This is a genomic window from Myroides sp. N17-2 (assembly GCF_002286775.1).
In the GTDB taxonomy this organism is placed as follows: Bacteria; Bacteroidota; Bacteroidia; order Flavobacteriales; family Flavobacteriaceae; genus Flavobacterium.
Genome location: NZ_NSGJ01000040.1, coordinates 24,258 through 47,700 on the forward strand (window position 1 = coordinate 24,258; position 23,443 = coordinate 47,700).

The following is a 23,443-nucleotide window of genomic DNA, read 5'->3' on the forward strand; positions in this document are numbered from 1 at the left end:
ACTAACACAAAACTCTAATACGTATATTTATCTATATATACCTGTCTTTTCTCTTTGCTTATGCCTAACCCCGTAGTGATATAACTATCCATCGTTCCATATTTGCCTTCGATTCCCTTAAACATCGCTTCTATATAAATAGGCTTTATCCATGAGAAGTTTTCTATCACTTGATAGTCTATTTTAGGATAAACCACCTTTCCTATCTTCGCCAGCTTTAAGCGACTCTCTACTTCTTTGGCTCTATAATTATTAGACAACATATACTCTGATATAATCGTCTCTCTATCTACCTCTAAGATACTCAGTACAAGTGCACCTATCATACCTGTCCTATCTTTACCAGCCGAGCAGTGAAATAATACAGCATCATCCGTATCGAATAACTGATCTACTATGCCCTTGACTAATTGAGGATTCTCAAGCATATATAGCTTATAGAACTCCATTACTAAGCTGTCTGCTTGAACAGGAGTTATCTTCCCTTTTAACACCTCTTTCTTTGTCTTCGAGAACATATCTTCAGAGTCATCATATACTTGTACATTACTATATGATACACCTGCAGGTACTCTATCAGGCTTCTTTGCTAACTCTTTATCAGTACGCAAGTCTATGACAGTCTTCACATTTATAGCCTCTAACTTAGCATATTCACTATTCTTAAGCTTAGAGAGTTGTCCACTCCTAAAGAAGTGTCCCCATACAATCTGCTTCCCTTCCTTATTTCTAATTCCTCCCATATCGCGGAAGTTGTGTACTTTCTTAAACTTTAAATGTCTATTAGACAAATAAGAAGTATCCTTGTCAGATACTACTTTATATACATTTCTTTCTTTAGTAGGAAGTTGAACATCTTGGTCTACTACATCTATAGAAGTATCATTATCTAATAATATTTTACCACCAGTAGGTAAGTGTGCTGTATATCCTTTTTTATTCTCAATAATATATTGTTTTGTATCTAAATCAGAAAAAGCAATTGGTTGATAGGCTTTATAAGAACACCCTGCTAATAAAAAAGAAGTAATTGTAAATAGTAAAATATGTGTATGGCGCATAACTTTCTTAGGATTTGGTTACTAACAAAAATAAGTATAATATTCTAGAATCAAGAAAAGAGACCCTATCAATAAGTAAAAAAGCCCCTACTATCTACTGATAGCAGGAGGCTTCTCGGGGTATTATAAATAACTATTATGAATTCATATGTTTGCTTACATCGAAGTTTAAGCCTTGAGCAATTCTCATCCCTAACTCCGTATTTGCTCTAAACCAGTGACACAGTTGTCTACCGATAATCTCATCACGTTTAGGTCCATCTACACCACCCATAGCTGCTACGATATTAGCTACTGTATTTGTTTTCTGATCAGCAGTCATAATTTCGTATAACTTACCCGGTTGGCTAAAGTGATCATTCTCTCCTTCTCCATTTCTATCAAATCTATCAGCCATCACACTGTTTAACTCTTGAGCAGGCTCAGCATAGCTCTGATCTACTTTGATATTATCAAAACTATTAGGGTAATAGTTAGGAGCATCCTGTCCATTACCATCCGTTCTCATATATCCATCTCTTTGATAATTATTAGTCATAAACGGGCATCGGTTAACAGGTATTTGTTCATAGTTAGTACCTAATCTATAACGCTGTGCATCAGGATATGAAAGAATACGTCCTTGCAACATCTTATCAGGTGAGAATCCAATACCATCCACGATATGCGCAGGAGCAAAAGCAGCTTGTTCTACATCTTGGAAGTAGTTATGAGGCATTTTATTTAATTCTAATACACCTACAGGGATTAGTGGATAATCTGCATGTGGCCATACTTTAGTAACATCGAATGGATTTACTACAGCATCCTTAGCTTGTTGTTCTGTCATCACCTGAATATTAAGATTCCACTTAGGGAAGTTACCATTCGAGATGTTTTCATATAGATCACGTTGTGCATAATCCATATCTGTCGCTCTCATCTGATCAGCCTCAGGTCCAGTAAGGTTCTTAATTCCCTGTGCTGTCTTAAAGTGGAACTTCACAAATACTCTTTCATTATCACTGTTAATCATAGAGAATGTGTGACTTCCATATCCATTCATATGTCTAAATCCAAATGGAGTACCTCTATCTGACATCAAGATCAATACTTGGTGTAAACTCTCAGGGTTTAAAGACCAAAAATCCCAAACCATTGTCGCTGACTTTAAGTTAGTCCCAGGGTGTCTCTTTTGTGTATGAATAAAGTCAGGGAATTTCTTAGCGTCTTTAATAAAGAATACAGGTGTATTATTACCTACTAAATCCCAGTTACCATCTTCTGTGTAAAACTTTACAGCAAATCCGCGTGGATCACGCTCAGAATCTGCTGATCCTTTCTCCCCTCCTACTGTAGAGAAACGCAAGAATACGTCAGTCTGTTTACCTATTTCACTAAATAATTTTGCTTTAGTATATTTAGTTATATCATTCGTCACTGTGAATGTTCCATAAGCTCCAGATCCCTTAGCGTGAACGATACGCTCCGGAATACGCTCTCTGTTAAAATGAGCTAATTTCTCATGTAATATATAATCTTCTAATAACACAGGCCCTCTAGCTCCTGCTGTTAATGAATCTTCGTGATCTGTATAAGGTCTTCCTGAAGCTGTAGTTAACTTTTGTTCTTTCATATTCTTTGTTTTTAGTTTATTTCTTATTTTTCTTTTACAAACATACAGATATAAAACACTGATAACGAATACTAAGCATACTTTTACTTAATACAACTATAGATAAAACTTATCAAAATATATAAATTAAATAAGAAATACTAATACCAGTATAAACACCTATAACTTTAGAAACAAATTTCACGCCAAAAAACAAGTAAAACGCAAGCTACCAAAGACCTTACACTGATATCTTCTTAATGTGAATGAGTTAGCAGTAATTAAAATTTATATAAATTTATACCAATAAATGCAGTACCTTTCTAACTTTATTTATCAACCCCATATATAGATAATCTTTTAGAGAGAAATGAATACAACTGAATTTAACTTTGTAAAGTATGATGCAATTCAAACTCCACAAATAGAAGTCCTACTAAAAAAAGTAGATCAGTTAGATGGTAATCCTAAATATTTGCAATATGACAGTATTAAAAGTCGTTATTGGAAGTTAATCTATAGAAACTTTTCTTCTCAACAATTCTTTGTTTTTGACAACAATACATTAGTTGCTGTTGTAAACTGTGTTCCCTTACATTTAACTAAAAACGAAATAAGTAATCTATCAGATGATGGTTGGAGATGGGCATTAGAGAAATCGTTTGCTGATGGAGAGAGAGGATTAACTGTGAATACACTATGTTGTTTATCAATAAAAACAAATAAAGACTATAGCCAAAATCACTTACAACAATACATCATACAACAGTTAAAAAACATAGCTACTCAACAACAATTCACTGCTATCATAAGTCCTATACGCCCTAAAATGAAACAGTTCTATCCCTTACAGGATATAACGAATTATGCACAGTGGATTAATAATTATGGATTGCCATATGATGTAGGTATACGTACACATGTAAAAAATGGGGCCGTAATAGCGAAAGCATGCATCAGATCTATGCAAATAGAGGGAAGCGTTGCACAATGGGAAGAATGGACAGGCTTTACATTCCAAACGACAGGCGAATATATACTACCGAAAGCTTTAAGCCCTCTAAGAATCAATGTAGAATTAAATAAAGGATACTATAACGAACCACATATTTGGATGTTATACAGACTTTAATTAAAAGTAATTTCAAAAGTTATAGATGTTCCTATCCCTTTTCGGCTTCTCAATACTAACTTAGACCCTAAGAGATAAAGTCTATCTTCTATGTTCTTTAATCCAAGTCCTCTATTTACTGTTTTTACATTAAAACCTTTTCCTGTATCCAACACTTTTACTTTGAATACTGATTCAGATACATATTGAAACTCTAATATACACTCTTTCGCTTCAGCATATTTCTGTACATTCTGAAACACTTCTTGTAAAATACGATAGATATTTACTTTCACACGATGAGTAAGTACCTCTAAATCTAACTTAGGATCGATAGTATAGGTAAATGTTGTAGTTACATTTCTATTCTGCATCGTGACTAATTCTTCTATAAGTTGCTTATAATCACCCACTAAAAACTTCTCATCATTATATAAGGTATGAGAACTATTCCTAATAAAACTCTCCACCTCTTTCACTTCATTAGCCAACACTTCTTTGGTCAACTCTAAATTATCACGCTCTAATTGTAACAAAGAAAACCTAGTTACAAATAATTTATTCAATACTCCGTCATGTAGCTCTTTAGCAAACTTCTTGCGCTCTAACTCCTGTGCTTTAGTTATTCTATTCTGAATATGTATGATAGAATCATAATATCTTTCTGTATCTTTTTGATACATTTGAATCATCGAGATTTCTTTTGCCTTGTTTCTAAAAAAGACAACAATTAGCACCCCTAGAAAGAGTAAGATTAAAAGAATACTAACAATTACAATTAAGTCATTCTGATCCTTTAATACTTTATTAGAATGAATTAAAGAATCTGACTCATATTTTAATCGAGCGAACTTACTTCGCACCATATTCATCTCATTGCTAATAACACTATTTATCTTGCGATAAGCTGCGAAGTTCTCTTTCGAATTTGCCTTATCATAAATCACTAATAACTCTAAAGCTTTCCTTTGTGTATCTAGATCATTATTTTTCCTAGCTGAATCAAGTACCCCCCCTAATACATATACTCCTGCAGCAATAGCCCTTTGCTTAAAGAAATACTCCGCATACACAAGGTTATCATTATTAATAGAATAATGATTATTAAATGCAGTATTGATACTTTTTGATTGCTGTATTAGATTTAATACAGATTTATAATCATCAGATGCTAGCTTTACTTTAGCGAACTTATGAAGAATTAAGGGATAGAATAGATTCTTATCTACCTCTCTAACATTAGCTAATTCCTCTAAGGCTAAATTAAGCATCGCCTCAGCTTCACTATATTCTTTGCGATAAATATAAATTTTAGCTAAGTAATTCTTAATAGAGATACGATTTAGGCTAATCTGATATGCATTAAAGTAAGCTTCTATTTCTTTAGACTTCAATAATTCGTTTGCTTCTTGAAATAGTCTAATTGCCTTGTCATATTTCTCTAAACCTAGTTCTGCTCCCGCTAACACATACTTCTGACTATAAAGTTTATATACATTCTCCTTTTTACTATTAAGAGCGATAGCATTCTTTATCTGAATCTCTGCTTCTGGGTATACTTTATTATCACTTAACAGTATACTTAAATAAAGATATGTCTGTTGCAGTTTTAAAGTATCACGAAGATGGTTAAAATATTGGGTTGCTCTATTATAATAAAGATAGCTGCTATCCGCAACTATGTTATATTGATAATATTCACCTAGTCTAAAACTAGCATGAGCTAAGCCTATAGTATCTTTATTCTGTAATGCGTTTGAGTAACGTTGTCTTAATGAACGAGAATTTACATTCTCTTTAAAAAAAACAACTTCGCTATTAGTATTAAGTGTATGTCCAAAAGTTAATATATGTTTCGTTAAACGATTATGCTCACTCTTATAAAGTGAATCATTTAATGAAAAACTCTTGTACTCTATTGCCTTTTCATTATCATTAATATCGATCTGATTATCAACCTTCTTAGAACATCGTAAAAAACTAATACAAATCAAACTATATAATAAAAATCTCCTAAACATGATTATTGAGAGTCACATTAAAATTAAAGGCTAAATATATAACATTTAACACAAAATATGCGATAGACAGATAAACGAAAAGTAATTATACAAGATAAGTATCCTCTCTTTTCAATGGTTTTTATTTTAGGTATAATACATCACAGTAAATGGTCGTTATATATTCCCTAAGGCTTTCTTAAACGCAGACAACACGCGTTCTCTTGCAAATTTATGTTCTACTATAGGTTGTACATAGGTCAACTCTCGCCATTCAGGAACCCATTTATCTAGATAAACTCCATCTTTATCGAACTTCTTAACCTGTTCTGTTGGGTTAAATACTCTAAAGTATGGTGCTGCATCACATCCGCATCCTGCTACCCATTGCCAATTGCCATTATTAGAAGCCAAATCATAATCTAGTAACTGCTGCGCGAAGTAGGCTTCTCCCCATCTCCAATCAATCAGTAGGTGTTTAGTCAAAAAACTAGCAACAACCATCCTCACTCGATTATGCATAAATCCAGTAGTATTAAGCTCTCGCATACCCGCATCTACGATGGGATACCCCGTCTGCCCATTACACCAAGCTTCATATTCTACTTCGTTATTTCGATATTGAACAGCTTCATATTTTGCTTTAAAACAATTATTCTCTACTTGTGGATATAAGTATAGTATCTGACCAAAGAACTCTCTCCATATCAGTTCTGATAACCATACTGCATTCTCCCTCAATGCTATTCTCACACAATGTCTCACAGATATAGTACCGAAGCGAAGAGCTACACCTAACTTGCTCGTTCCTTCTACTCCTGGATAGTCTCTATATTGATCATAATTAGAGACTATAGACAGGTCGACCTGTGGAACATCATATCTGACTTGACTTGGCTTATAACCTACTTCTTCTAAAGTAGGTAGGACACATTCCATTGTATAAAGCATCTCACGCTTTAACTCAACAGAATAATTAAACAAATGGCGTTCAGTCAATAACAGCCTCCATTGTTTAGCATAAGGAGTATACACTTGATAAGGTGTCCCATCTTGTTTTAAGATCTCTCCTCCTCTAAAGATAACATGATCTTTATATCTATTTAACGGAATACTTTGATTTGCTAAAAGCTGTTCTACTTCTGCATCCCTTTTAATCGTACGGGGTTCATAATCCTCATTAGTATAAACAGCTTTCACTTCATACTCCTGCATTAGAGAGGCAAATACTTCCGTCACTGTATTATGAAAACATAGTACTCCTGTACCTAGTTTTGACAAAGTATCATTCACTCTAGACAATGCTTGATGAATATATTCTAAGCGCTTATCAAATGGATCTGTAAACTGCTTCAATATGTCTTTGTCAAAAATAAAGATAGGTAGTATACGATATCCACTTTGCAAAGCATAATACAAAGCAACATTATCTTCTAAACGCAAATCACGTCTAAACCAAAAAACAACTATTTCTTCTCTATTCATATCTACATAACTTCTAAAGTATTCCCAAAAAAAATGAGCTAAGTACTCTTTTATTCTCGAAAGATATAAAAGAATACTTAGCCCACTAAATCAAATATAAACTACTTTACTAAAAGGCACTTATTAAACTCATCCAACTCGTACCTACTACTAGATAAATGATTAATAACATTACTCCTATGATTAATCCGTAGGTCCACCATGACTTTAACTCTACATAGCCACTTCCGAAGAATACAGGTGCAGGTCCATGTCCATAATGTGTTAATGTTCCATAAATAGATCCCATAAAACCTAACATCATAGCTAGTAAAACCGGAGGTACACCTAGCGAAACTCCTACTCCTAACAATGCTGCATACATCGCTGCAACGTGAGCAGTAGCACTCGCAAAGATATAGTGACTAAAGAAGTAAACAATCACAATAATCGGGAAAGCATAATGCCAATCCATATCGCCCATTTTACCTTTTACTAAATCACTAAACCATCCGATAAATCCTAATTTATTTAATGAACTCGCCATCATTACCAACACTGCGAACCATACGATAGTATCCCAAGCTCCTTTTTCTGCTTTGACATCTTCCCAAGTTAATACAGAGGTTAATAATAATATAGCTAATCCGATAAATGCTGTTGTAGTTGCATCGATACTAAATAAATCTCCTGTAATCCATAATGCTAATAAAATAACGAATGTCACTAACATTAGAATCTCTGGTATAGATAACTTACCCATCTCTTTTAATTTCTCAGCTGCTACTTTAGGAGCATCACCTGTTTTCTTAAGTTCTGGTGGGAATATCTTATAAAGTACGATTGGAGTCAAAATAAAAGCAACTAATCCAGGTACAAAACCTGCAGCAGCCCATGACATCCAAGAAATATTAATCCCCATATCAGCAGCGAACTTCTGACACATAGGGTTACTTGCTGTACCTGTTAAAAACATTGAAGAAGCAATCAAGTTCATATAGTAACAATTCAATGTTAAGAATGACCCTAATTTCTTATGTGTCTCTGGTTTTGCAGCATCAGAACCGAAGTTCATTGCCATTGACTTCATGATAGGATAGATAATACCTCCTCCACGCGCTGTATTACTTGGGATAGCAGGTGCTAATACTAAATCTGCTAATCCTAATCCATACGCTAATCCTAAAGTACTTTTACCAAAAGCACGGATAAATAAAAATGCTATTCTATTTCCTAATCCTGTTTTAATAAATCCTCTGGCAATAAAGAATGAAATTCCTATCAGCCAAATTACTTTATCTCCAAAACCACTTAAACTAAGGGCTATTGATTTACCAGGATCTCCAGGCGCTAATAATTGAAAGAATGCTGTTAGACCTACTGCTAACATACACATCGTTCCCATCGGTGCTGCCTTTAAGATAATACCTAAAATAGTACTAACGAAGATGGCAAATAAATGCCATGCATCTGGTGTTACTCCTTCTGGAATAGGGCAAAACCATAGGGCGATACCGACTACTGCGGTAATCGCGAGATTCTTAAGATTTACTTCTTTCATATGTTTAATATCTTAATGCTACGATTAGAATCTACATTGTAATTGTACAAAGGCTAGATTAGAATTGTACGTTTTTGAATTCTCTATGTTCTCTTTAAAGTTGTCAATCTGCATACCTATTTGTATTCTAGCTCCATAATTCTTTAAGAATTCTAAACTAAACATTGGGGTAAGTGATTGGCGAGCATTTGAATTCAACTTTGATTCTGCATCAAGATATTCATAACGACACGCAAACTCTATGGCTTGGAAGTGTTTCTTACCTACTTCATATCGAATATTAGGTAGGATATAAAAACTCTTCATAATGTAATTATCTAACTTTCCAAGGCGTTTATCTGCCTCTAATTTAAAGAACGCATCGTGATTCGTTCCTTGTTTTGCTTCAGTTTGGAAGTCTAAACACCAACGATCATTGATTGGAAATTTAGCTGTTGCTTCCACACCTACAGCATACACATTTTCTTTTTGTACTTCTCCGATACCTCCACTTACACCTACATTAAGATTGTGTTTCTTATCTAGGTTAAATAAGAATCGAGAAGAGTAATGTTTACCATCGTCACTATCTGACTTATTCTTTCCATTTCCATTAGTTACAGAGAAACCATAACTCATAGGTACTTTACCTAGATCCACACTACCAGTGATCGCTGCTCCAACTTGAAAACTCATCCATCCATTGTTTCCAAAAAGATAATAAGAATTAGAGTAGTCGATAGACTTCACGATGTCTACTGGGTAAGTTTCTTCCATCCCAAACAGTGGTCTGAACTGTCCTACTGTAATTTGAAAATAACGATTAACAGTATACTTTGCATACGCATTTTCTAAAACTCTTGTACTTACGTCCTTGTTTTTAAAATCCGCAAAGTTAACTAATGTCGTTACCTCTAGATTTTCAGTAATCTTAGCATTCATTGACACACGCATCCTTTTGATATCAAAAGAATTATTAGAATAAGTAGTCTTCTCTGGTGTTGATGAGTGATGTTGTCCATCGATATCAACACCCTTTTTAAAGTTGTCTAGATATCTTGTTTGGAATACACCTCCTACTTTAAACTGAGGATACTTCTGTGGCTCTGGATTAAGAATAATCTTGTCTTCAAAGACTTTGATTGTATCATTCTCTACCTCTTGGGCAAAGGATATAGTGGAGCAGATTAAACCTGCTCCAACTAATAATTTCATTTTTAAGCTATTATTGAGTGTGAGAGTTCTCATAGGCTTATATTTTTATTTTTTAAACTTCAAAAAGCTTGCACGATTATATTCATAATTCATACGTGCGATATTAAGGACTGAGATACCTTGTGGACATTCTACTTCACACGCTTCTGTGTTAGAACAGTGTCCAAAGTCCTCAGCATCCATCTGAGAGATCATTCTCAATGCTCTTTCTTTACGCTCTTCTTGTGATTGAGGTAAGATAGCTAATTGAGTAATCTTAGCAGATGTAAATAATGCAGCACTACCATTCTTACATGTAGCCACACAAGCACCACATCCGATACAAGCCGCAGAGTCAAACGCTGCTTCTGCTGTCTCATGTGATACTGGAATAGTATTAGCTTCTGGCGCTTGACCAGTATTAACTGATACATATCCTCCTGCAGATATAATACGGTCAAACGCACTTCTATCTACTTTTAAATCCTTCTTAACAGGGAATCCTTTTGCTCTAAAAGGTTCTATCAATACAGTTTCACCATCTTTAAACTCACGCATATGCAGTTGACAAGTAGTTGTATTCTCTAATGGTCCATGTGGATTACCATTAATGACTACACCACACTGTCCACAAATACCTTCTCTACAGTCGTGGTCAAACTCTACTGGTTCTTCTTTATTTACGATTAATTGCTCATTTAATGTATCCAACATCTCCAAGAAAGACATATGTGGATTCACATTTTCTAACGTATAATCAACAATTTTACCTTGTGATTTACGATTTTTTTGTCTCCATATTTTTAAATGCAGTTTCATAGACTTTCTAATTATTTGTAACTACGGATAGTTGGTTGTACGAATTCGAATTTTAACTCTTCTTTGTTTAAGATTGGTTCCTGTTCTAATGATCCTGGCCATTCCCACGCCGAGATATATTGGAAATCAGCATCATTACGTTCTGCTTCCCCTTCTTCAGTTTGGAACTCCTCTCTAAAGTGTGCTCCACAAGATTCATTTCTTGTTAAGGCATCATAGCACATTAACACTCCTATTTCTAAGTAATCTGCTACACGTCCTGCTTTCTCTAATTCAGCATTCATTGTATCATTTTCCCCAGTAACATTAACGTTTTTGTAGAATTCATCTCTTAACTTTTTAATCTCTTCAATAGCAAAAGTTAATCCCTCAGCAGTTCTAGCTAAACCACAATAATCATACAATAACTTACCAAGTTTTTTGTGGTAGTAGTCAACTGACTTATCTCCCTTGATACTTAATAATTGGTCTATTTTATCTTGATTCTCTTTAATTACTTTATCGAACTCAGGGTGATCTGTAGAGATATGACCTACTCTAATCTGATCCGCTAGATAATTAGCTATTGTATATGGAGCAATGAAGTATCCATCTACAGAAGCTTGTAATAATGAGTTAGCACCTAATCTATTAGCACCGTGATCAGCGAAGTTAGCTTCACCTAATGCAAATAATCCAGGGATAGTAGTCATTAATTCATAATCTACCCATAGTCCTCCCATAGAGAAGTGAGCTGCAGGTGATATCTTCATTGGTTCTTTATATGCATCGATACCTGTAATCTTCTCATACATACGGAATAAGTTACCATACTTCTCAGCGATTTTAGGTTGCCCTTGTTCTTTAATAGCCTTAGAAAAATCCAAGTATACTGCATTTTTTAATGGTCCTACACCATGTCCAGCATCAATACGCTCTTTCGCTGCACGAGATGATATATCACGAGGAGCTAAGTTACCGAATGCAGGGTAGCGACGCTCTAAGTAGTAATCTCTTTCTTCTTCAGGAATATCATTAGCTTCTCTAGTATCATCTGCTTTTTTAGGAACCCAAATACGTCCATCATTACGCAATGACTCAGACATTAATGTCAACTTAGATTGATAATCCCCAGATTGAGGAAGTGATGTTGGGTGTATTTGTGTCCAACTTGGTGAAGCGAAGTATGCTCCTTTTTTATGTGCTCTCCAGATCGCAGATCCATTACATCCCATCGCTAATGTAGATAGGTAATAAATCTTACCAAATCCTCCTGTAGCTAATACCACAGCATGCGCTGAATGCTTCTCTATTTCTCCAGTCTCTAGATTACGCACTACAACTCCTCTAGCTTTACCATCGATAACTACGATGTCAAGCATCTCATGAGAAGAATATAACTGTACAGATTTCTTATCTACTTGGCGCATTAACGCTTGATAAGTACCTAATAATAATTGTTGTCCCGTTTGACCTCTAGCGTAGAATGTTCTACTAACCTGAACACCACCGAATGATCTATTGTTTAAATATCCTCCATATTCTCTACCGAAAGGAACTCCCTGAGCTACTGCTTGGTCGATCAAGTTAAGAGAACACTCTGCTAGACGATATACGTTAGCCTCACGTGCTCTAAAATCCCCTCCTTTTAATGTATCTATAAACATACGGTACACACTGTCACCATCGTTCTTATAATTTTTAGCAGCATTCACCCCTCCTTGTGCCGCTACAGAGTGCGCACGACGAGGAGTATCTTGAAAACAAAAAGCTTTTACATTATACCCCATCTCTCCTAGAGATGCACCTAATGAACTTCCTGCTAATCCAGTACCGATTACTATAACATCTAATTTCTTTCTGTTCGCAGGGTTAACTAAACGAGCAGTTTTTTTATAATTAAGCCATTTTTCTTCTAATGGTCCTTGTGGTATTTTTGCATCTAATTTCATAACTATAGATTAAGAGGGTTAGTGATGTACATAAAGACTGGCATTGCAGCAAAACCTACACAGATAAGTACTGAATAAGCAACTCCAATAATGTTTACCCAACGTACGAACTTAGGGTGAAACAAACCTAATGTTCTCACTCCACTACTAATACCGTGGATTAAGTGGTAACATAATGCTATCATAGCAATAACATAAATCACTACTAACCATAATTGTTGGAAAGCTGTTGCTACTACAAGATATAGATCTTTATTTCCTGCTAAATCTAATTCTGTTTGACCGAATTTATATACATACCAAAAATTGGCGAAGTGTAATACAATAAAGATTAAAACTATTGTACCAAGTACTCCCATATTACGGCTATACCATTTGCTAGCTCTACCTCTATTGTCCTTTTTATAAGTACCTCCAGAAGCTTTATTCTTAGAAGTAATTATTAAAGCATAGATAGCATGCCCTATGATAGAAGCATATAAAACATAAGAAACCATCTTTACTAATGGGTTTCCTGTTAAGAAATGCGAATACGCATTAAAACTTAATCTTGCTTGTTCTGGCTCCATAAATAATTGCATATTTCCTAAACAGTGAATCAATAGGAAAAAGCAAAGAAATAATCCTGTCGCGGCCATTACAATCTTGCGTGAGAGTGTGTTCATCTTTGTACCTTGTTTTTAATAATTAATGAATCCTTATTATCGTTATAAATATTTATCTTTTATAATATGTTAAAAGTATAACTTTAGTATACCTGCTAAGCTGACATATATCAGCCCTTTTTCGCTTTTCCACACTAGCTACATACATTAACTAACATCTAAAAAATATCATACCTTTTCTGAATAACTATTTAAAATTATCAAATATTTTTAACATAATTAAGTTTCTATGAAAAAATAAATACCTTTAATAAAGTATAGAATCAGTATAAATAGTATTAAAACTTCTACATATACTATTATTTAATTAACATAAACACAACTTTTATACCACAAACAACTATTTTAAGCAATTAATTAGCTTTAACAGAGTAAACCAAAGCCTACATCTGATTATTTATTATATTATTCGAACACAAAACCCTCTCAAACCTAGTAAAAACAACTATTCTCATTAATATTCTTATTTATCTAAACACTCAATAAAAATATAGTTCACGAAATGAGATTTTTTAATATTTCAGCAATTAATCATAGAGGACACATTATACGACTAGAGGGCAAAACCTTGTAGACTTCACTCATTTTTCTCAATCGATGCACAAAAGAAAACTTGCTGTTTTTATTCAAAATCACACATTATTCTCTTTTAACAACAACCCCCTCTTGTCTCAAAACAACAAAAAAAACTACCCTAGACATTTTAGCACAAAAAAAAACTAGTGATATAGTAGTTTTCGTGCTTTTCTATAATTGTTAAAACTGTACTTTCTATTTCTCCTTTATTCATCCCCTTTTTAATTCCTCTCTTCAGTTAGTCGTAGATTTCCTATCAATACAAGAACCATTACTCGACTAATCTTTTTCAGAGCGACTATTTACGACGAATACTCGAGCAACTGTCGAGCAGCTTAGCATGAGTACTGACTCCTGTTGGGATTGAGAGGGGTAATAGAAAAAGGCTTAGCGAAACAAAAAACAGTTAAAACAATAAATATCAAATACTTAATTAAAAATACCAAACAAAAAAAGTAAGTGACTTTTTTGAAAACTATGCCTTATAAGTCCATATTGAAGGTATTTTAGAAAAAAAAGTAGGAAAGTCACTGCTATATTGGAGTTTTAGAACGGTAAGATAAGAATAAAACAAAAAAAGTATTTCTCTTTTTTTGTTTGTAGCAGTCGGTTTATAGTCTAGTGATAGGATATAAAGTAGAGAGAAATAACTAAAGAGTTAGAAAATCATCCCAAAATTGGTGAGGGCGATCCTGAAGAACTTAAATATCAACTTAAAGGTTTATGGTCACGAAGAATTAATAAACGAGACCGACTTATCTATCAAATTAATGATACTGAAATAACCGTTACAGTAATAGCCGCATTAAATTACTATTCTGATAAATGAAAAATACAAAAAAGCCACTAACCTCAGTTAATGACTTCTATAATTATCTTAGATGTTTAACTAGATATTTAGGCACCTCTTCATACCCCTGTCTAAAGTAAAAACGATGAGCATCTGCTCTTCTACTATGACTGTGAAGCTCTATTCTATCACATCCTCTAGCATTAGCTAGCTCTGTGATGTGTTCTTCTACAAGCCTACCAACGCCTTTACTGCGGATATTCTGATCTACCGCAAAGTAACTTATCCTAGCGAAGTCACCTTCTAACGCGATCTGAGGAATGAAATGAACGGATATAAAAGCAATTACTTGTCCTTCCTCTTCTACCACTAATAATGCTTCTCTATCACACTGACTCATCTGCTCTATTCTATTTGGCAAGAAATGTTCTGTATTGGGATATCCCATTTGCTCTAATAAGTCTGCTACTGTAGTAGCATCCTTTACTTCCATATTTCTGATTTGCATAGCATCGATTCTATATTCTAAAATAGTACTATTTCTATAGTTATACAAAGAATGGAATTATTTATTTCTTGTCTTCAGAGTATACTCTACTTCCTGACATACTAGCGCCAGCATCTTTACTTAATTTTGTAAATACAAAACTAGAAAGTACTGTGATAGTTCCCATCACTAAAAAGGTATATCTAAATACAGCTATACTATCTCCTGAAGTAGCTACTGTACTGTTCTGAAACATCATCAGTACCATAGAAGATAACGAAATACCTAAACTAACTGCTAACTGCTGTGTCACGGATAATAAGCTATTTCCTTCACTAGATGTCTCTTGATCTAAATCTGCAAGAGATATTGTGTTCATTGACGTGAATTGTATTGCGTTAAACGCTCCATTACCTATCATTAAGAGGATAATAACCCAATATGGTGTATGAGGTGTAACGAAGAAGAAACAACTTATTAAAAGCCCTGTCATTATTGTATTAGTTATTAAAGTACTTCGATACCCAAACTTTCTAACAATAGGCACAACGAAGTTACGTGATACGAGATTAGATAATGCTTGGGGGATCATCATCAGTCCAGCATACATGGCTGAATATCCATATCCTACTTGAAGTAATAAAGGAATCATCAGTGGCATCCCTCCTATCCCAAATCTAGTAACTAGATTACCAATAAGGCCTAAACGCAAAGTCATTATTTTAAATAGGCTAACTTTTATCAGTGGATCTTTAACCATCTTAGCATAGAATACGTAGGCTACTCCCATTAATACAGCTACGATAAATAGTGTGACTAATTGAGCAGAAGATATACCTGGGCTATTCCACTTCTCGATAACTAAAGTTAGCGTAGTTAATCCTCCACTAAAAAGCACCCAACCGAGTAAGTCAAAACGCCCTACAGTATTTGTGAAGTTAGGAATAATCTTACGCGCAAAGATAACGGCGATAATCCCCACTGGTACGTTAATTAAGAATATCCAGTGCCAAGACAGCTTCTCTACTAAGAATCCTCCTACTGCAGGACCTAGCATAGGACCAATCAATCCTGGTATAGTAATAAAGTTGATTACTTTAAGCAATTGATTTTTGGGATAGGCATATATCAAGGTTAAACGTGCTACGGGTACCATCATCGCTCCTCCGATAGCCTGAAAGATACGCGCTAAAACTAGTTGATCTAAGGTCATAGCGATAGAACAAAAGACAGATCCTAAAGTAAATAACCCTACGGCTAGTATAAAGATATTCTTAGTTCCAAACTTATCTGCTAACCATCCACTTAAGGGAATTAACAAAGCTACTGTAAGGGTGTAGGATACGATGACACTCTGCATCCCTAAGGGTGATTCACCTAGACTCTTGGCGATAGAAGGTAATCCCGTGTTTAATATAGTAGCATCTAATGCTTGCATAAATATCGCTAGAGCACCTAGCCAAGGTAAATATTTACGTGTTCTCTCATCTTTTATTACTCCTGCTTTCATCTTATCTTAATCATTATGTAATTAACAAATCTCTTTTAACACTGCAAAATTAAGGCTTCCTTACTCCTTTATGCTATAAACTAGATAGATATTTCTGATCTACAAAATGATATAAAACAATGTGAAATTAGGTTATTTGCCAATTATTTATTCTAAGTTACTATAATTGATAATTTGTTTTTTTAGCTATATTATATTTATCAGATAACCAATAAGGACATTTAAATCCCCTTATTTGACGATAAACTTACTCTATAGTATATTCCTTAAATCTGCAACTGACTTTTAACTAGGCTATTTATAAACTAAAATACAAGTGTAGTAATGGAGGATTACTGTTGAATCCAATTGTCAATAATATCCTTACCATGTGAAGTAATGAAAGATTCGGGGTGAAACTGTACTCCTCTGATATTATATTCTCTGTGACGTATCATCATCACTACTCCATCTGCACTCTCTGCTATAATATCGAGTTCGGTAGAGAAGTTATCTTTAGACAATGCCCATGAGTGATACAGTCCTACTGAGATAGACTCTGTTATATCACCTATTAATAAATCTGGACTAAGTATATGAAGTACACTAGACTGTCCGTGATAAACAGAAGGAAGATTAATTAAAGTAGATCCAAAATATTGACCGATAGTCTGATGTCCTAAGCATACTCCTAAGATTGGTTTTACGCCTTTATACCTATCTAAAATTTGAAATAAGATCGGATAACTACTTGGCACATCAGGTCCGGGAGATAAAACAATCATATCGAAGTAATCTAAAGACTCTAGTACTACCTCATCTTCAGGTATAACTGATATAGAACAGTACTCGTTCTCATCAAACAACTGAACTAAATTATAAGTAAATGAATCGTGATTATCTATTATAACAATTTGTTTGATTTCACTCATAAACTATTTTTGTACTTTTGGAATCTTAAATTTGATATGATTAATATGCTGCTCAAAGATACAACTATCTCACTTATGAACTCATTAGGAGCTCAGAGAATTCCCTTTCTTTTTATCATTAGTTATAACGGAAAAGAGTGTATCATAAAGCCGTTATCAGAAGTCTCTGGTGATGAGATTAAATACAACTTCCAAGGTGTCAGTAATCACCTATCAGAAGTACCTTCTCACACACCTATAATCGAAGCATATCCTCTTAGTTTCGAAGCATATCAGCGTAAATTTGACATTGTAAAACGAGAGCTACAATTAGGCAATACATACTTAACAAATCTAACGGTAGCAACACCTTTAGCTTATTCAGGCTCCTTAAATGAAATCTATAATACTGCTAAGGCAAAGTATAAATTATGGATTAAAGATCAGTTCACTTGCTTCTCTCCTGAGATATTTGTTCAAATTAAAGACAATACAATCTACTCTTTTCCAATGAAAGGAACGATAAAAGCAGATATCCCCAATGCTAGTGAAACGCTCCTAAGTGACAAAAAAGAAACAGCAGAACATTATACTATCGTTGATTTAATTCGCAATGATTTGAATATTGTTTCTAAAAAAGTCAGAGTAAACAGATTTAGATACCTTGATCAACTAGAGACTTCTAAAGGTCCTATCCTACAGATGAGTTCTGAGATTGCAGGAGATTTGACTCCCGATTGGCATGATAGAATAGGTTCTATACTCAATAAACTTCTTCCTGCAGGTTCTATCACAGGCTCTCCTAAAGAAAGTACGATTAGAATCATTAATGAATCAGAACAATATAAGCGTAACTATTACACTGGTATCTGTGGTATCTATGATGGAGAACATTTAGATAGCGCTGTAATGATCCGCTTTATAGAACAACAAGGTAATAATTATGTCTATAAAAGTGGTGGAGGTATAACTTCTTCTAGTAATGTTACGATGGAGTATGAAGAATTACTTCAAAAAATATACATCCCGAACTAATAAATGCTAATAATTTTATGGTAATTACCATATAAATGCATTTTTATCATTTTAAAGGCGATAAAGACATCTTACTAATAAAAACAAAAAAAACATAATACTGCAGTCCCTTTAGATTGCACTATTGCCAATATACTACACTTTTAATTGTATTTTATTTAATCATTTTCTTTCTAAACAAGCATTATACCTATAATATTTTCATTTTTAAATTTTTATATACATCATAAATCTGTATATTCCCATAACCAAAAACTAATTTAAGAATGAAAGATTTGTATAAACAAATCGGTGAATTACTCATCGATCAGGATTACGATGCCTTACATGATCTAAAAATCGAGAAGCCTGAGTATTTTAACTGGGTACAAGAAGTGTATGAAGATATACACGTAACAGAGACACCTGAGAAGACTGCATTATTATGGACAGATGGAGAGGTGACTCATCATTATACATTCCAAACACTACACGACAGGTATAACCAATTAATCAACTTTCTACGTTCTAAGGGAATTGAGAAGGACGATGTAATCCTTACACAGATGATGCTTCAACGTATTAACTGGGTTACACACTTAGCAGCTATTAAGGCAGGATATAGACTATCTCCTGCAGCTAGTATATTAGGAGTAAAAGACTTGGTATACAGATTCCAAAAGATTACACCTAAGGTTATATTAGCAGATAGCGATAATGTAGAGAAGATAGATCAGGCTGAGAAAGAGTCTGGTATTACTATCCCTGTTAAGATTATCGTAGATGGGCAGAGAGATGGATGGTATCCACTAACCGTATTAGATGAACAAAGCAAGGAAGCTAAAGGTGAAATGACTAAACCTGATGACACCTTATTTTTATTCTTTACTTCAGGTACTACAGGTATGCCTAAGATCGTATGTCACACACAATTAAGCCAACCTATCGGTCATCTAACAACTACCGCTTGGATAGGATTAACACGTAACGATATTCACTATAATATATCACAGCCTGGATGGGCTAAGTTCGCTTGGAGTAGTTTATTTGCTCCTTGGAATGTAGGTGCTACAATATTCGCTTTTGCTACTAAAGAGCGATTTAATGCTGCCAAAACATTAGAAATGATAGAGAAACATCAAGTAACTTCTCTATGTGCACCTCCGACTGTATTGCGTTTCTTTGTTCAAGAAGATTTAAAGAAATACAACTTTAGCTTAAAGAAATGTGTAGCTGCAGGAGAACCGTTAAACCCCGAGATTATAGAGGAATGGAAAGAGGGAACAGGACTTATCATTAGAGATGGTTTTGGGCAAACAGAGAGTACTTGTATGATTGCTAACTATCCTAATGCTAAACTGAAGTATGGCTCTATGGGTAAACCTACATTCTTATATGATATCGTTATCGCTGATGAAGATGGGAAAGAAGTAGCTATCAATGAAGAAGGTAATATCTGCGTTAAGACAGGTACTGATCAGTTAAACGGTATCTTTAAAGAGTATCTGTATGACAAAGTAAAACAAGCTGAAGTATTCAAACATGGATTATACTACACTGGAGATAAAGCTTATAAAGATGAGGATGGTTATATCTGGTTTATCGGTAGAGATGACGATGTTATCAAAGCATCTGATTATCGCATCGGGCCATTCGAGGTAGAAAGTGTATTATTAGAACATCATGATGTGGTAGAGTCTGCCGTAGTAGCAAGTCCACATGCTGTGAAAGGCTTTGAAGTAAAAGCATTTATTATTCTAAGTGATCATACTAAAGCTACTAAAGAGCTAGCTACTGAGTTATTTAAATACTCACGTGAGCACTTAGCACCTTATAAAATGCCTAGAAAAATAGAGTTTGTAACTGAGTTACCTAAAACGATTAGTGGTAAGATTAAGCGTGTAGAACTTAGAGCACTGCAAGCTGAGCGCATCGCTAAAAAACAAGAAGTAGCATTAGAATATGACTATACAAAATAAGAAAAAAGGGCTGTCAGATAACTGACAGCCCTTTTTTAAATATAAAAAACTACTATTCTAATGAAAAGCTAATAGATACATTAGAAACAACTTCTAATTCACCTAAAGCTAAAGTTTGATCATTCATATCACCTGCAGATGCTTTCATCATATACATCGGTCTAACGATGATAGGTGAATTAGCACTACTATCAGATACTAAGATAGCCTTACCTACTTTTTGTCCTAATGCGTTAGCGTAATCAGTTGCTTTTTGTTTAGCTTCTTTTACAGCTAAAGTACGAGCTTCTGCTTCATACATTGCAGTTTTAGACGATTGGAAGTCTACTCCTTCTATTTTATTAATACCTGACTCTGTAAGACCTATCATTAACTTCTCATACTTAGCTACATCAGTAAGTGTGATCGTTAATGTCTGAGAAGCTGTGAAGTAATCTTTCTTCTCTTCGTAATCTCTAGATTTATAAAGGCTTACTCTTTGAGTCTGTAAGTCTTTATCTTCTATTTTCATTGATTTGATATACTTGATAACTGTAGCAATAGCTGCATCATTTGTCTTTTTTGCAACAGCTGCAGTTTCATCTCTATTATCTACTCCTACTCTGATAATTACTTTATCTGGTGTTACACTTACTTTACCTATCCCATTCACTTGGATCTGCGGAGCGATTACACCGTGATTATCTTGTGCTACGATTGCTGTTGTTGTCATTAATATAGACGCGAACATGATTGACATTTTTTTCATAATTGACTTTCTTTTTGCTTTTCTTAGTTACAAATGTATCTAAAAAAGGTTCTGTTCAAAGTTCCCTTATCATAAATAATTGCCAAAAAAAGTCTATTGAAGTCTATTGCTTCTATACATCCCAACTAAGATTGCCATTGGGATAAGCAGTATACCTATTAATTTATATTCTGTTTGTAATAGTACGGGATACTTTATCAGCATCAATACTAATCCTGCTATAGCACCTCCAATATGAGCAGTATGTCCTATACCATCATTATTCTTCTTCATCCCGTAAAGTGAATACAATAAATACCCTACTGCAAATACATACGCAGGCACCGGTACAACAAAGAATATTCCTAACATCATATCAGGATTTAGCATAATAGCAGCATATAATACCCCCATAATAGCACCTGATGCCCCAACAGCTCTATAATAAGGTTTTGCTTTATAAAACTGATAGGTCAATACATTCCCTACTAAAAGACTCACTAAATAAATAACAAGGAAATAAAAGACTCCTGAAGTATATATAATGATATCAGCGAAGAAATACAGTGTCAACATATTAAATGCAAAGTGCATCCAATCAACGTGTAAAAAGCCCGCTGTAAAAAAGCGATAACGCTCTCCTCTATTGATCTGATTGATATCAAAGCAATACTTATTAAAAAAATTAAAATCATTCAACCCTTGATAGGTTACTAAACCATTTAATGCCAATAGCACTAAAGTAACTGTAGAGATATCTCCCATAAAAAACATTTTGATAAAAATAAGAATTGTTCTGCACTCATCTATTAAATTTGTGTTAGATTATTGTATTACCTTAAATCTGCAAAAAACATTTAAACGAGAATGAATTATACAAAACAGAGTAAGATTAGTAATTAAAGCACACTGTAGTGTGGTTTTAGAGCTAATTGAAGCTATGTGAAGTAGAATTCATTCGCAGTAAAGGGTAGTTGCAGTTTTAAGGTATTCCCCTATCTTTGCACAAAACAGAACAAATGAATTTCATTATATATATAATCGCTTACCCTATAATCTGGTTAATCTCAAAGATGCCGTTTCCATTGTTTTATTTTATGTCTGATGTATTTTACTTTTTGTTATACACTGTTGTCGGATATCGAAAAAAGGCAGTACGTGAGAATATTCGTCTGACTATGTCTGAACTATCAGATCAAGAAGTTAAGCGAGTTGAAAAAGAGTCTTTTAAACACTTATGTGATATCTTCTTAGAAATGGCAAAGACACTGACGATCTCAGAAGAAGACTTAAAAAAGAGATTTACATTTACCAATCTAGACACCGTATTAGAAGTAGAAAAACAAGGTAAGAGTATATTAATGTTCTGTGCACATTATGCTAATTGGGAATGGATGATTATCCTAGATAAATACATTAAGTTTCAAGGATATGCTGTTTATAAAAAGATAAATAATCCTTACTTCGATGGATTATTTAAAAAGATGCGTTCTAGATTCGATACTATATTAGTAGAAATGAAAGAAACTATCCGTGTAATTAGACAAAATGAGGTAAATAAGAATCATGGTATTTATGCTTTTATAAGTGATCAATCACCTATGATAAGTCAAGCCAACTGTTGGCAAGACTTTATGGGAATAGAAGTTCCTGTGTATACAGGTGGTGAAGCACTATGTAAGAAGTTTGATATGATACCAATGTATCTTAAAGTGGAATATGTAAAAAGAGGACACTATCAGACCACTTTTGTTCCCTTGCTAAAAGAGGGAGAATCATCTAAAGATATTCCTAACTATGAAATCACACAACGCTTCTTAGCAGAAGTAGAAAAACAAATTAGAAAAGCTCCTGAATATTACTTCTGGACGCATAAACGATGGAAGCACAGAGGCCATAAGCCTGAAAACATAAAATAACAAATTATACAATCCTCTTCTGATCAAGAGGATTTTTTTTATTTCTTTATTTTTTTATCATCAGTGTCCGATAAAAACTTTTATCGGAGCTTTTCATATCTATAATATGCTTTAAATCATCCTCTTAACTCGGATAACCGATCTTTACACCTGTAAATAGGTTATCCGAAGA

The 23,443-nt window shown here is 34.1% G+C and carries 19 protein-coding genes; 5 read left to right on the forward strand and 14 right to left on the reverse strand.

The genetic code is table 11. The features are described from left to right. Positions 1-14: 14 nt before the first annotated feature. Together CF599_RS15025 and CF599_RS15030 are read right to left on the reverse strand one after the other, a co-directional pair. Positions 15-1,061, reverse strand: coding sequence for a tyrosine-protein phosphatase (locus CF599_RS15025; protein ID WP_121966817.1), 1,047 nt, complete (start codon positions 1,059-1,061; stop codon positions 15-17). A 136-nt stretch (positions 1,062-1,197) separates the two neighbouring features. Then, complete coding sequence (locus tag CF599_RS15030) at positions 1,198-2,676, reverse strand: catalase (protein WP_121966818.1); 1,479 nt, start codon at positions 2,674-2,676, stop codon at positions 1,198-1,200. Positions 2,677-3,025: 349 nt separating this feature from the next. Here CF599_RS15030 and CF599_RS15035 point away from each other — a divergent pair, with 349 nt between their 5' ends. Continuing rightward, positions 3,026-3,787, forward strand: coding sequence for a hypothetical protein (locus CF599_RS15035; RefSeq protein ID WP_121966819.1), 762 nt, complete (start codon positions 3,026-3,028; stop codon positions 3,785-3,787). Here CF599_RS15035 and CF599_RS15040 read toward each other — a convergent pair. The 7 genes from CF599_RS15040 to CF599_RS15070 all read right to left on the reverse strand — a co-directional run bounded on the left by CF599_RS15040 (position 3,784) and on the right by CF599_RS15070 (position 13,379). Then, a complete protein-coding gene (locus CF599_RS15040) occupies positions 3,784-5,787 on the reverse strand; it encodes an ATP-binding protein (RefSeq protein WP_121966820.1) in 2,004 nt (667 codons plus the stop codon). The genes CF599_RS15035 and CF599_RS15040 overlap by 4 nt on opposite strands. A 156-nt stretch (positions 5,788-5,943) precedes the next feature. Beyond that, on the reverse strand, positions 5,944-7,251 hold the full coding sequence (locus CF599_RS15045; RefSeq protein WP_121966821.1) for a deoxyribodipyrimidine photo-lyase: 1,308 nt from the start codon (positions 7,249-7,251) through the stop codon (positions 5,944-5,946). Between the two features lie 109 nt (positions 7,252-7,360). After that, positions 7,361-8,791, reverse strand: coding sequence for an anion permease (locus CF599_RS15050; RefSeq protein ID WP_121966822.1), 1,431 nt, complete (start codon positions 8,789-8,791; stop codon positions 7,361-7,363). 24 nt (positions 8,792-8,815) lie between these two features. Further along, positions 8,816-10,018 (reverse strand): porin, encoded by a 1,203-nt coding sequence (locus tag CF599_RS15055; RefSeq protein WP_121966823.1) that lies wholly within the window; start codon positions 10,016-10,018, stop codon positions 8,816-8,818. A 12-nt stretch (positions 10,019-10,030) separates the two neighbouring features. Then, the gene (locus CF599_RS15060; RefSeq protein WP_121966824.1) at positions 10,031-10,783 is read right to left on the reverse strand and encodes a succinate dehydrogenase/fumarate reductase iron-sulfur subunit; all 753 of its coding nucleotides are present in this window, start codon (positions 10,781-10,783) and stop codon (positions 10,031-10,033) included. A gap of 11 nt (positions 10,784-10,794) precedes the next feature. After that, positions 10,795-12,714 carry a fumarate reductase/succinate dehydrogenase flavoprotein subunit gene (locus tag CF599_RS15065; RefSeq protein ID WP_121966825.1) on the reverse strand — a complete coding sequence of 640 codons (1,920 nt, stop codon included), beginning with the start codon at positions 12,712-12,714 and terminating at the stop codon, positions 10,795-10,797. 2 nt (positions 12,715-12,716) lie between these two features. Beyond that, the gene (locus tag CF599_RS15070) at positions 12,717-13,379 is read right to left on the reverse strand and encodes a succinate dehydrogenase cytochrome b subunit (RefSeq protein ID WP_121966826.1); all 663 of its coding nucleotides are present in this window, start codon (positions 13,377-13,379) and stop codon (positions 12,717-12,719) included. A 1,222-nt stretch (positions 13,380-14,601) separates the two neighbouring features. Between CF599_RS15070 and CF599_RS20085 the strand changes: the two genes are divergently transcribed. Beyond that, positions 14,602-14,784, forward strand: a complete 183-nt coding sequence (locus CF599_RS20085; RefSeq protein WP_121966834.1) for a Txe/YoeB family addiction module toxin — start codon at positions 14,602-14,604, stop codon at positions 14,782-14,784. A gap of 43 nt (positions 14,785-14,827) precedes the next feature. Here the strand turns inward: CF599_RS20085 and CF599_RS15080 are convergent, their stop codons facing one another. The 3 genes from CF599_RS15080 to CF599_RS15090 all read right to left on the reverse strand — a co-directional run bounded on the left by CF599_RS15080 (position 14,828) and on the right by CF599_RS15090 (position 17,653). After that, a complete protein-coding gene (locus CF599_RS15080; RefSeq protein WP_121966827.1) occupies positions 14,828-15,253 on the reverse strand; it encodes a GNAT family N-acetyltransferase in 426 nt (141 codons plus the stop codon). A 61-nt stretch (positions 15,254-15,314) separates the two neighbouring features. Then, complete coding sequence (mdtD, locus tag CF599_RS15085; RefSeq protein WP_121966828.1) at positions 15,315-16,742, reverse strand: multidrug transporter subunit MdtD; 1,428 nt, start codon at positions 16,740-16,742, stop codon at positions 15,315-15,317. Between the two features lie 332 nt (positions 16,743-17,074). After that, entirely contained in the window at positions 17,075-17,653 is a 579-nt protein-coding gene (locus tag CF599_RS15090) for an aminodeoxychorismate/anthranilate synthase component II (RefSeq protein WP_121966829.1), read from the reverse strand. A gap of 45 nt (positions 17,654-17,698) precedes the next feature. On the opposite strand from CF599_RS15090, the gene CF599_RS15095 reads away from it, so the two are divergent. Both CF599_RS15095 and CF599_RS15100 read left to right on the forward strand, forming a co-directional pair. After that, positions 17,699-18,667, forward strand: coding sequence for an aminodeoxychorismate synthase component I (locus CF599_RS15095; RefSeq protein WP_121966835.1), 969 nt, complete (start codon positions 17,699-17,701; stop codon positions 18,665-18,667). A 266-nt stretch (positions 18,668-18,933) separates the two neighbouring features. After that, on the forward strand, positions 18,934-20,625 hold the full coding sequence (locus CF599_RS15100) for an acyl-CoA synthetase (RefSeq protein WP_121966830.1): 1,692 nt from the start codon (positions 18,934-18,936) through the stop codon (positions 20,623-20,625). 52 nt (positions 20,626-20,677) lie between these two features. Here the strand turns inward: CF599_RS15100 and CF599_RS15105 are convergent, their stop codons facing one another. Then, a complete protein-coding gene (locus CF599_RS15105) occupies positions 20,678-21,373 on the reverse strand; it encodes an SIMPL domain-containing protein (protein ID WP_121966831.1) in 696 nt (231 codons plus the stop codon). 93 nt (positions 21,374-21,466) lie between these two features. Continuing rightward, positions 21,467-22,117, reverse strand: coding sequence for a rhomboid family intramembrane serine protease (locus CF599_RS15110; RefSeq protein WP_121966832.1), 651 nt, complete (start codon positions 22,115-22,117; stop codon positions 21,467-21,469). A gap of 254 nt (positions 22,118-22,371) precedes the next feature. On the opposite strand from CF599_RS15110, the gene CF599_RS15115 reads away from it, so the two are divergent. Further along, positions 22,372-23,271 (forward strand): lysophospholipid acyltransferase family protein, encoded by a 900-nt coding sequence (locus tag CF599_RS15115; protein WP_121966833.1) that lies wholly within the window; start codon positions 22,372-22,374, stop codon positions 23,269-23,271. Positions 23,272-23,443 lie beyond the last annotated feature (172 nt).

Bases quoted from the DNA above. Each gene is read 5' to 3' on its own strand.
- CF599_RS15025 (WP_121966817.1), bottom strand. From the start codon at position 1,061: ATGCGCCATACACATATTTTACTATTTACAATTACTTCTTTTTTATTA.
- CF599_RS15030 (WP_121966818.1), bottom strand. From the start codon at position 2,676: ATGAAAGAACAAAAGTTAACTACAGCTTCAGGAAGACCTTATACAGAT.
- CF599_RS15035 (WP_121966819.1), top strand. From the start codon at position 3,026: ATGAATACAACTGAATTTAACTTTGTAAAGTATGATGCAATTCAAACT.
- CF599_RS15040 (WP_121966820.1), bottom strand. From the start codon at position 5,787: ATGTTTAGGAGATTTTTATTATATAGTTTGATTTGTATTAGTTTTTTA.
- CF599_RS15045 (WP_121966821.1), bottom strand. From the start codon at position 7,251: ATGAATAGAGAAGAAATAGTTGTTTTTTGGTTTAGACGTGATTTGCGT.
- CF599_RS15050 (WP_121966822.1), bottom strand. From the start codon at position 8,791: ATGAAAGAAGTAAATCTTAAGAATCTCGCGATTACCGCAGTAGTCGGT.
- CF599_RS15055 (WP_121966823.1), bottom strand. From the start codon at position 10,018: ATGAGAACTCTCACACTCAATAATAGCTTAAAAATGAAATTATTAGTT.
- CF599_RS15060 (WP_121966824.1), bottom strand. From the start codon at position 10,783: ATGAAACTGCATTTAAAAATATGGAGACAAAAAAATCGTAAATCACAA.
- CF599_RS15065 (WP_121966825.1), bottom strand. From the start codon at position 12,714: ATGAAATTAGATGCAAAAATACCACAAGGACCATTAGAAGAAAAATGG.
- CF599_RS15070 (WP_121966826.1), bottom strand. From the start codon at position 13,379: ATGAACACACTCTCACGCAAGATTGTAATGGCCGCGACAGGATTATTT.
- CF599_RS15080 (WP_121966827.1), bottom strand. From the start codon at position 15,253: ATGCAAATCAGAAATATGGAAGTAAAGGATGCTACTACAGTAGCAGAC.
- mdtD (WP_121966828.1), bottom strand. From the start codon at position 16,742: ATGAAAGCAGGAGTAATAAAAGATGAGAGAACACGTAAATATTTACCT.
- CF599_RS15090 (WP_121966829.1), bottom strand. From the start codon at position 17,653: ATGAGTGAAATCAAACAAATTGTTATAATAGATAATCACGATTCATTT.
- CF599_RS15095 (WP_121966835.1), top strand. From the start codon at position 17,699: ATGCTGCTCAAAGATACAACTATCTCACTTATGAACTCATTAGGAGCT.
- CF599_RS15100 (WP_121966830.1), top strand. From the start codon at position 18,934: ATGAAAGATTTGTATAAACAAATCGGTGAATTACTCATCGATCAGGAT.
- CF599_RS15105 (WP_121966831.1), bottom strand. From the start codon at position 21,373: ATGAAAAAAATGTCAATCATGTTCGCGTCTATATTAATGACAACAACA.
- CF599_RS15110 (WP_121966832.1), bottom strand. From the start codon at position 22,117: ATGGGAGATATCTCTACAGTTACTTTAGTGCTATTGGCATTAAATGGT.
- CF599_RS15115 (WP_121966833.1), top strand. From the start codon at position 22,372: ATGAATTTCATTATATATATAATCGCTTACCCTATAATCTGGTTAATC.